Below are 8638 nucleotides of genomic sequence, written 5' to 3' on the forward strand. Positions count from 1 at the left end.
TGTTGGCATCCTCGCCGTTGAGCGCTACTTTACGCGGTCCGGTTAAACCTACAACCCACAAAGGCGATTTACGCGCGCTTTTCAGATTAGGACTAAGCGTTAATAGTTTGATTTTAATGATTATGATTTTTAAAGGCTCTGCGATTTTTCTTAAATCTCCCATAATTTAAAGGGCAGATCTCTTACAAAGTTCATGGTTTTTACTTACAGCCAGACTGCCGATGGGAAAAGCCTTTTCTCTCTGTTCAGGTATAATCCCCCCAACGTTACGAATTTCTGGAGACAACCACGTGACCAACCTGAATTATCACCAGACGCATTTTGTTCTTAGTGCGCCTGATATTCGCCATTTACCCGCCGATGCGGGTCTTGAAGTGGCATTTGCTGGCCGGTCCAACGCGGGGAAATCCAGCGCTCTGAATACCCTGACCAATCAGAAAAGCCTCGCCCGTATCTCTAAAACGCCTGGCCGTACCCAGCTGATTAACCTGTTTGAAGTTGCGCCGGGCAAACGCCTGGTCGACTTACCGGGCTATGGCTACGCCGAAGTACCGGAAGAGATGAAAATCAAATGGCAGCGCGCCCTGGGTGAATACCTGGAAAAACGCCTGTGCCTGAAAGGTCTGGTCGTGCTGATGGATATTCGTCATCCGCTCAAAGATCTTGATCAGCAGATGATCCACTGGGCCGTCGAAAGCGGGATCGAGGTGCTGGTGCTGTTGACCAAAGCCGACAAGCTGGCAAGTGGCGCGCGTAAAGCGCAGGTGAATATGGTGCGTGAAGCGGTTCTGGCGTTTAACGGCGACATCCAGGTTGAGGCTTTTTCTTCACTGAAGAAACTTGGCGTGGATAAACTGCGTGAAAAACTGGATCGCTGGTACAGTGAGCTGGAACCCGCGACAGAAGCGGAAGAGTGATAATAAGCGCGGCGATGTCCGCGCTTTTTTTTGCGCTGAAACTTTTCTTTGCCGCAATAAAAAACGCCCCAGTCATTACTGACTGGGGCGGCTAAAATATTCAGCCAAATCCGATTACGTGAAGTAAAAGGTCTGAAAGATAGAACATCTTACCTCTGTACCCTACGCGAATAACTCTACCCTTTTTTAGACTATAGACAAAGCACTTTTTGTAGTTTTTTTTCATTCTTTACATAGGTAATTCTAATGATCATCACAAAACGTTCATGGATATGTTGCTTACTTACAAAAAGTGTTCATATTCCAGAAAGAGTTAGTGAGCCTGATCCCAGTTTTCTCCGCTACCCACTTCCACCAGCAACGGCACATCCAGTTTCATGCTGTTTTCCATCAGTTCATGGATCTTTTTCGAGACGGACTCCAGATCGTCTTTGTGCACTTCGAACACCAGTTCATCGTGTACCTGCATGATCATACGAACCCGCGGCTGGTCTTTCTCCAGCCAGGCATCAACGGCGATCATCGCACGTTTAATGATATCTGCTGCTGTCCCCTGCATCGGGGCGTTGATCGCGGCACGCTCGGCACCGGCACGGCGCGCTGCATTGCTTGAGTTGATATCCGGCAGATAGAGACGACGTCCGTCCAGCGTTTCGACATAACCTTTTTCTTTCGCCTTGGCACGGGTGCTCTCCATATATTGCAGCACGCCCGGATAGCGCTCGAAATAGAGATCCATGTACTTCTGCGACTCTTTACGTGGAATATTGAGCTGACGGGAGAGGCCAAAGGCGCTCATACCGTAGATCAGACCAAAGTTGATCGCTTTTGCGCTGCGGCGCTGTTCCCCGGTTACACTCTCCAGTGACATCCCAAAGACTTCGGCCGCCGTCGCCCGGTGGATATCCTGCCCTTCAGCAAAGGCGGTCAACAGGCCTTTATCCCGGGACAGGTGCGCCATAATACGCAGCTCAATCTGCGAATAGTCAGCGGAGACAATCACGTAGTCCTGCGGCGCAATAAACGCCTGACGGATACGACGCCCCTCTTCATTACGCACCGGAATGTTTTGCAGGTTCGGATCGGTCGAGGACAGACGCCCGGTGGCTGCCACCGCCTGATGATAAGAGGTATGCACGCGACCCGTTTTCGGGTTGATCATCAACGGCAGCTTATCGGTATAGGTCGATTTCAGCTTTGCCAGCCCACGGTATTGCAGGATCACTTTCGGCAGCGGATAGTCCAGCGCCAGCTCTTCCAGCACCTCTTCAGAGGTTGACGGTGCACCACCCGGCGTTTTCTTCAGCGGCTTAATGCCTTGCTTTTCAAACAGGATGGTCTGCAGCTGTTTGGTGGACGAGAGGTTAAACGGCTCGCCGGCGATCTCATGCGCTTTTTGCTCAAGCTCGTTCAGGCGCAAGGTGATCTCTTCTGAGTGCTTATGCAGTACTGCCGGATCGATCTTAACGCCGTTGCGCTCAATGCGAGACAGAACCGGCACCAGCGGCATCTCGATATTCTGGAACACGTTCAGCGGCCCGGCGTGTTTTTGCAGCTTTGGCCACATCTTTAAATGCAGTTGCAGCGTGACGTCAGCATCTTCTGCCGCATAGTGTCCCGCCTCTTCCAGGGCAATCTGGTTAAACGTCAGCTGATTTTTGCCCTTGCCCGCGATCTCTTCGAAGGTTACGGTTTTGTGCTTCAGCCAGCGATCCGAGAGTGAATCCATATCATGACGACCGGCAACGCTGTCGAGGATATAGGATTCCAGCATGGTATCGAACGCGATGCCCCGCAGTTCAATGCCGTAGTTTTGCAGGATACCGCGGTCAAACTTCAGGTTTTGCCCCACCTTGAGTGCTTTTTCGTCTTCAAGGATCGGCTTGAGCAGTTCGAGCACCCGCTCACGGCTGATCTGTTCAGGCGCATCCAGGTAATCGTGGGCGACCGGCACATAGGCGGCAACGCCAGGCTCAGTGGCAAAGGAGAGGCCGACCATATTGGCGGAGACATTATCGAGGCTGTCAGTTTCGGTATCAAAAGCGAACACCGGCGCCTGCTTTAATTTTTCAATCCAGACCTGCAACTGGGCTTCATCAAGAATGGTTTCGTAATGTTCAGAAGAGAGGACCGTGGCTTCTTCTTCCGGCTCTACTTCCGCATCAATCACCAGCGTCTGTTTTGGTTTAGCCGCCGGTTTTGCCCCTTTCGCCTGCAGCCATTTTCCTGCGTCGAGATCGGTTATCCAGCGTTTGAATTCATACTGTTTAAACAGGCTCAACAGCTCCTCTACGGCAGGTTGCTGTACTTCCAGCTGTTCGCAGGTCAGATCCAGTTCAACGTCGGTTTTAATGGTCGCCAGTTGATAGGAGAGATACGCGACCTCTTTATTTTGCTCAAGCTTAGCGGCCATGGTTTTGGCGCCGCGGAAGGTTAACCCGGCAATTTTATCCTGCTCGCTGTACAGCGTATCCAGCCCACCCAGACCTTGCAGCAGCGCCTGGGCCGTCTTCTCGCCCACACCCGGCACGCCCGGAATGTTATCGGAGGAGTCGCCCATCAGCGCGAGGAAGTCGATGATCAGCTCCGGCGGCACGCCATATTTGGTCACCACCTCTTCAGGGCCAAGGATGGTATTGGTCATGGTGTTAATCAGGGTGATCCCTGGCGTGACCAGCTGCGCCATGTCTTTATCGCCGGTACTGATCAATACCGGGCGGCCCATTTTCTCGGCTTCTCGTGCCAGCGTACCGATTACATCGTCTGCTTCCACGCCAGAGACGGCCATTAAAGGCAGACCCATCGCTTTTACCATCTTATGCAGAGGCTCAATCTGCGCGCGCAGATCGTCCGGCATTGGCGGGCGATGGGATTTATAGTGTTCAAACAGCTCATCCCGGAAAGTTTTGCCTTTCGCATCGAATACGACGGCGGCATGGCTCGGCTGATACTGCAAAATCAAACTACGCAGCATGTTCAGCACGCCATACATTGCGCCAGTAGGCTCTCCGGCGCTATTAGTCAGCGGAGGAAACGCATGATACGCCCGATAAAGATAAGACGAACCGTCGACGAGAATAAGCGGATTTTCGGGGATCTGAACCATAATGTCCGTGCCTTTAAGTAATTTATGGTTAAAGGATGCCACAGAAGGATGAAAACATCAGTTTTTCGCGGTCAATACAGCCAAAGATTTTGCGATCCTGAGGATCGGTCGCAAATTAAATCTGTGGATAAGTTTGTGAATAGTTTCTGCGACTTGGACTAAATGTGCTATCTGTTGATCGCTATGCTAATAATTAATCTTAATAATCAATATATTATTGTTTGATCGCGATCTCATATCTCTGATTGATGACAATTTACTCCATGTGGATATAAGCCACGCCGGATCTGTGCCATAGAATTTTTCTCCGCTGACAGGTAAAACGCTGTTCATACCAGGTTAAAGCCCCATCCTTTTAGCGTTTTCTGGTAAAATCAGCGCCCGGTGTCTGTTTATCAGGCGCATATTATATCTAACCACCTGAAAACACTCATCATGTCTAGACTGCTGGCTGCGATCACGCTTCTGTTAAGTATCGCATTAACTATTCTGGTCACCATCGCCTGTTCTGTGCCGATTATCATCGCCGGAATAATTAAACTGTTACTACCGATCCCCGTCGTCTGGCGTGCCGTATCAGGTTTTTGTAATTTCATGATGCACTGCTGGTGTGAAGGCCTGGCAGTACTTTTGCGTCTTAATCCGCATCTGAAATGGGATGTTCAGGGTCTGGAAGGGCTTAACAAGAAAAACTGGTATTTGCTCATCTGTAACCACCATAGCTGGGCCGATATTGTGGTGTTATGCGTGCTGTTCCGCAAACATATCCCCATGAACAAATACTTTCTTAAGCAGCAGCTCGCCTGGGTGCCTTTTATTGGCCTGGCCTGCTGGGCGCTGGATATGCCCTTCATGAAACGCTATTCGCGTAGCTATCTGATTCGCCATCCTGAGCGCCGCGGTAAAGATGTTGAAACCACCCGCCGCTCCTGTGAGAAGTTTCGCTCGCACCCCACCACAATCGTTAATTTCGTCGAAGGCTCTCGCTTTACCGAAGAGAAGCAGCAGCAAACGCGCTCGCCGTATGCCAACCTGCTGCCGCCAAAAGCGGCCGGGATCGCCATGGCGCTTAACGTGCTAGGCAAACAGTTCGACAAATTACTGAACGTCACGCTCTGTTATCCAGAAAACGATAAGACGCCATTTCAGGATATGCTCAGCGGCAAGTTAACCCGGATCGTGGTGCGTATTAATCTGGTGCCTGTGGCGGAGGAATTATACGGGGACTACGTCAGCGATAAGAACTTTAAGCGACGTTTTCAGCTCTGGCTGAATACGTTGTGGAGTGAGAAAGACGCGCTCATAAACACAATTAAAGCGGAATACAAAAACGCCGGTCATTGACCGGCGTTTTCTTTATTACTTCTTCTCAACCAGATACTTCACGGTATCAGCATATTGCTGGACGAAGATGTCCATGCTGCTGGTATCCATACCCTGCATATTCAGCTGATATTTGCCGTTAACATACATGGCTGGCACGCCGCGCAGCTGCAGGTCAGCAGCAGCTTTTTCCTGCTGAGCTACCAGAGATTTCACAACGAAGCTATTCCAGGCTGCATCGTATTCTTCTCCTTTAATACCGGCATCAACAAAGACTTTGCGGATATCAGCTGTGGTTTGTACGGCCTGTGTTTTCTGAACTGCTTCAAACATTGGCGCAGTAATTTTGTCTTCCACACCCAGCGCCATCGCAACGGCCCATGCCTGAGTCAGGTCTTTGCCCAACGGGCCAAGAAACTCAACATGATACTTGGTCATTTTGGTGCCTTCTGGCAGCTTCTTCTTCACGTTATCGGAAACGTGCAGAACCTGCTCGAACTCATAGCAGTGCGGGCAGTAGAATGAGAAGAACTCAAGGACCTGAGGCTCTCCGGCTACCGGTTTGTCGAGGGTAATATACTGCTTGCCATCGCTGAACTGTGCAGCCGATGCGCTAAAAGCCAGAATCATACCTGCCAGCGCCAGCCATATTTTTTTCATGATCAAATTTCTCCTGGGTGTGTTCGATTAATACATTGGCGTTAATTGCAAAGGGGGTTCCTGCAGAACCTTTACCTGTTCAGTAAATGTCGATATCTGGTTACGCCAGTAATCTTCCCCGGTAAGCCACGGAAAGTTTCTGGGGAAAGCGGGGTCATCCCAACGCCTGATTAACCAGGAAAGATAATAGACAAAACGCATGGCACGTAAAGGTTCAATTAATGCAATTTCGTCTGAATCAAAGGACGAGAACTCTTCATAGGCTTCAATAATCGTCTCAAGCTGCATTCGCTGCTCGGCTTTATCGCCATTCAGTAGCATCCAGAGATCCTGAATAGCAGGTCCCATTCGCGCATCATCAAGATCGACAAATAACGGCCCATCACGCCAGAGGATATTTCCGGCATGGCAATCGCCGTGCAGACGCAGCGTGGTGACGTTGTTATCCCAGCGCGAAATGACGGCGTTAATTAAGCCATCCGTTGCGGCAAGGAATTGCGCTTTCAGCCCTGAAGGAATGAGCGTGGATGTTTCAAATACCTGACGCGGTTCAAGCAAGTATTCCTGAATGCCGATGGTCGGGCGCGCGGTAAACACGCTTTTCTGTCCTGTCTGATGAATGCGCCCTAAATAACGGGCAACCCACTCCATCTGATCAATGTTGTCGGCTTCAAATTGCCTGCCACCAAGACTTGGAAACACAGCAAAATAAAAGCCCTGGTGCGACAGCAGCGTCTGATTATTGAATTTAAGGGGGGCGGCGACAGGAACATCATCGGCCACCAGGTCGAGTGCAAACTGATGCTCTTCCTGAATTTGTTCAGCTGACCAGCGCTGCGGGCGATAAAATTTCACCACAAAGCGCTGGCGATCCTCATCCTGAAACTGGTAGACGCGGTTCTCATAGCTGTTTAAGGGTGTCAGGCCTGAGTCTACCCGGATGCCCTGTTCAAACAGCGCATCCATAATGGTATCCGGGTGTAAGGTCTGGAAAGTAAAAGCCTGGTCGTTCATCCGATCATCCGGAAATTATACGAATGATTGAGGATATCATTTAACAGCGTTTACGGTGGCGCCTCTTACAAGCTTTTACTCTTTAATTACGCCACGTGCGCGCAGCAAGGCGGTTTTAAAATCTTCTTCATAATCTTTCTGGATGCCCGGGATCACCGCATCTTTGCCGGAATCACGCATTTTCAGGTGATAGATCAGGATGTCATCAGAAAGGTCGGCCAGCTCACCGTCATAACCTGACTCCTGCGCCAGTTTCTGTAAGAATTGCATCAGGTTAAGTTCTGACTCTTTCTGCCAGGCTGGCTGGAGGAGTTCGATAACTTCGTTCAGACGTTTACATTTCATGGGAATACTCCTTTCATTAAGAGAGACACGTTAGCAGGGTCAATCCCACAATAAAAGAGGCGATATTAGTGAATCAGTGCCGGGAGATTATTGGGGTTGTTCTGGCGGGTGGCAGAGCGACGCGTATGGGTGGCAAAGATAAGGGGCTTCAACAACTGAACAATAGACCCCTATGGCGTCATGTCGCTGACAGGCTTGCCGGCCAGGTATCAGCACTCGCCATCAGCGCGAATCGTCATATCGATATTTATCAGCAAAGCGGATATCCCGTTTATCAGGATAACCTTGCTGATTATCCTGGCCCGTTGGCCGGTATGCTCTCCGTGATGCAGCAATCCCCGGCAGAGTGGTTTCTCTTTTGTTCGTGCGATACACCTTTTATCCCCTCTTGCCTGGTTGAACGTTTGGTGCAGCAGCGCGGTGATGCCCCTGTAGTCTGGGCGCATGACGGCGAGCGCGATCATCCTACTATCGCGTTAATTAACCGATCGTTAGTGCCTGATTTAAAGGAATACCTGGCCGCAGGAGAGCGACGAGTAATGTTGTTTATGCGCGAGTCTGGCGGCCATCCGGTTGATTTTAGCGATCTGAAATCTGCTTTCGTGAATGTGAATACCACCGAAGATTTGCAGACCATGCAGGAGAAGAGATGATACCCGTTTTAGCGATTTCCGCCTGGAGCGGTACTGGGAAGACCACTCTGCTAAAGAAACTGATACCTGCGCTTTGCGCCAAAGGTATTCGTCCCGGATTGATTAAGCACACTCATCATAATATGGATGTCGATAAGCCGGGCAAAGACAGTTATGAGCTGCGTAAAGCGGGTGCGGCACAAACGATGGTGGCGAGCAATCAGCGTTGGGCGCTGATGACCGAAACCCCGGATGAAGCGCCATTGGATCTTGCTTATCTGGTCAGTCGAATGGATCACTCAACGCTGGATCTGGTGCTGGTTGAGGGGTTTAAGCATGAGGCTGTTGCAAAGATCCTGCTGTTTCGAAGCGATGCAGGACATGATGTTTGCGAGTTAACGCTGGATGAGCATGTGATTGCGGTAGCCAGTGATGTTGCATTGCCGCTGCAGGTACCAGTGCTGGATTTGAATGATGTGGATGGGATTTCGGAGTTTATTATGCAGTGGAGCGCGGCCTGATCTATTGGGATTTCGGCTCCGCCTTACCCGGCTTTAGGGTTTTACAGGCGGGGCAAAAGCAGTGCCGCCGGCTGCCCGGCGCCACAACGCAAAAAGCCCATCCGTGAGGATGGGCTTTTT

8 protein-coding genes are annotated in these 8638 nt (G+C 50.5%); 4 read left to right on the forward strand and 4 right to left on the reverse strand.

Annotated elements, in window-relative coordinates; genetic code table 11:
- Positions 1–290: 290 nt before the first annotated feature.
- The gene (yihA, locus tag ACF8PE_RS08855) at positions 291–917 is read left to right on the forward strand and encodes a ribosome biogenesis GTP-binding protein YihA/YsxC (RefSeq protein ID WP_032615431.1); all 627 of its coding nucleotides are present in this window, start codon (positions 291–293) and stop codon (positions 915–917) included.
- Between the two features lie 313 nt (positions 918–1230).
- Here the strand turns inward: yihA and polA are convergent, their stop codons facing one another.
- The gene (gene polA / locus ACF8PE_RS08860) at positions 1231–4023 is read right to left on the reverse strand and encodes a DNA polymerase I (protein ID WP_059306925.1); all 2793 of its coding nucleotides are present in this window, start codon (positions 4021–4023) and stop codon (positions 1231–1233) included.
- Between the two features lie 435 nt (positions 4024–4458).
- On the opposite strand from polA, the gene ACF8PE_RS08865 reads away from it, so the two are divergent.
- Positions 4459–5367: an acyltransferase gene (locus ACF8PE_RS08865; protein WP_392494780.1), complete on the forward strand. Its 909-nt coding sequence runs from the start codon at positions 4459–4461 to the stop codon at positions 5365–5367.
- Positions 5368–5382: 15 nt separating this feature from the next.
- On the opposite strand, the gene dsbA is transcribed toward ACF8PE_RS08865, so the two are convergent.
- The 3 genes from dsbA to ACF8PE_RS08880 all read right to left on the reverse strand — a co-directional run bounded on the left by dsbA (position 5383) and on the right by ACF8PE_RS08880 (position 7365).
- Positions 5383–6006, reverse strand: a complete 624-nt coding sequence (dsbA, locus tag ACF8PE_RS08870) for a thiol:disulfide interchange protein DsbA (protein WP_032615438.1) — start codon at positions 6004–6006, stop codon at positions 5383–5385.
- A gap of 27 nt (positions 6007–6033) precedes the next feature.
- Entirely contained in the window at positions 6034–7020 is a 987-nt protein-coding gene (locus ACF8PE_RS08875; protein ID WP_032615440.1) for a serine/threonine protein kinase, read from the reverse strand.
- Positions 7021–7095: 75 nt separating this feature from the next.
- Positions 7096–7365 carry a YihD family protein gene (locus ACF8PE_RS08880; protein ID WP_059306923.1) on the reverse strand — a complete coding sequence of 90 codons (270 nt, stop codon included), beginning with the start codon at positions 7363–7365 and terminating at the stop codon, positions 7096–7098.
- Between the two features lie 68 nt (positions 7366–7433).
- Here ACF8PE_RS08880 and mobA point away from each other — a divergent pair, with 68 nt between their 5' ends.
- Together mobA and mobB are read left to right on the forward strand one after the other, a co-directional pair.
- A complete protein-coding gene (gene mobA / locus ACF8PE_RS08885; protein ID WP_077226878.1) occupies positions 7434–8018 on the forward strand; it encodes a molybdenum cofactor guanylyltransferase MobA in 585 nt (194 codons plus the stop codon).
- Entirely contained in the window at positions 8015–8518 is a 504-nt protein-coding gene (gene mobB, locus ACF8PE_RS08890) for a molybdopterin-guanine dinucleotide biosynthesis protein MobB (RefSeq protein ID WP_059306921.1), read from the forward strand. The genes mobA and mobB overlap by 4 nt, the downstream gene beginning before the upstream one ends.
- The last annotated feature ends 120 nt before the right edge of the window (positions 8519–8638 follow it).

Source organism: Leclercia sp. GLN_9, assembly GCF_043105735.1.
GTDB lineage: Bacteria > Pseudomonadota > Gammaproteobacteria > Enterobacterales > Enterobacteriaceae > Enterobacter > Enterobacter adecarboxylatus.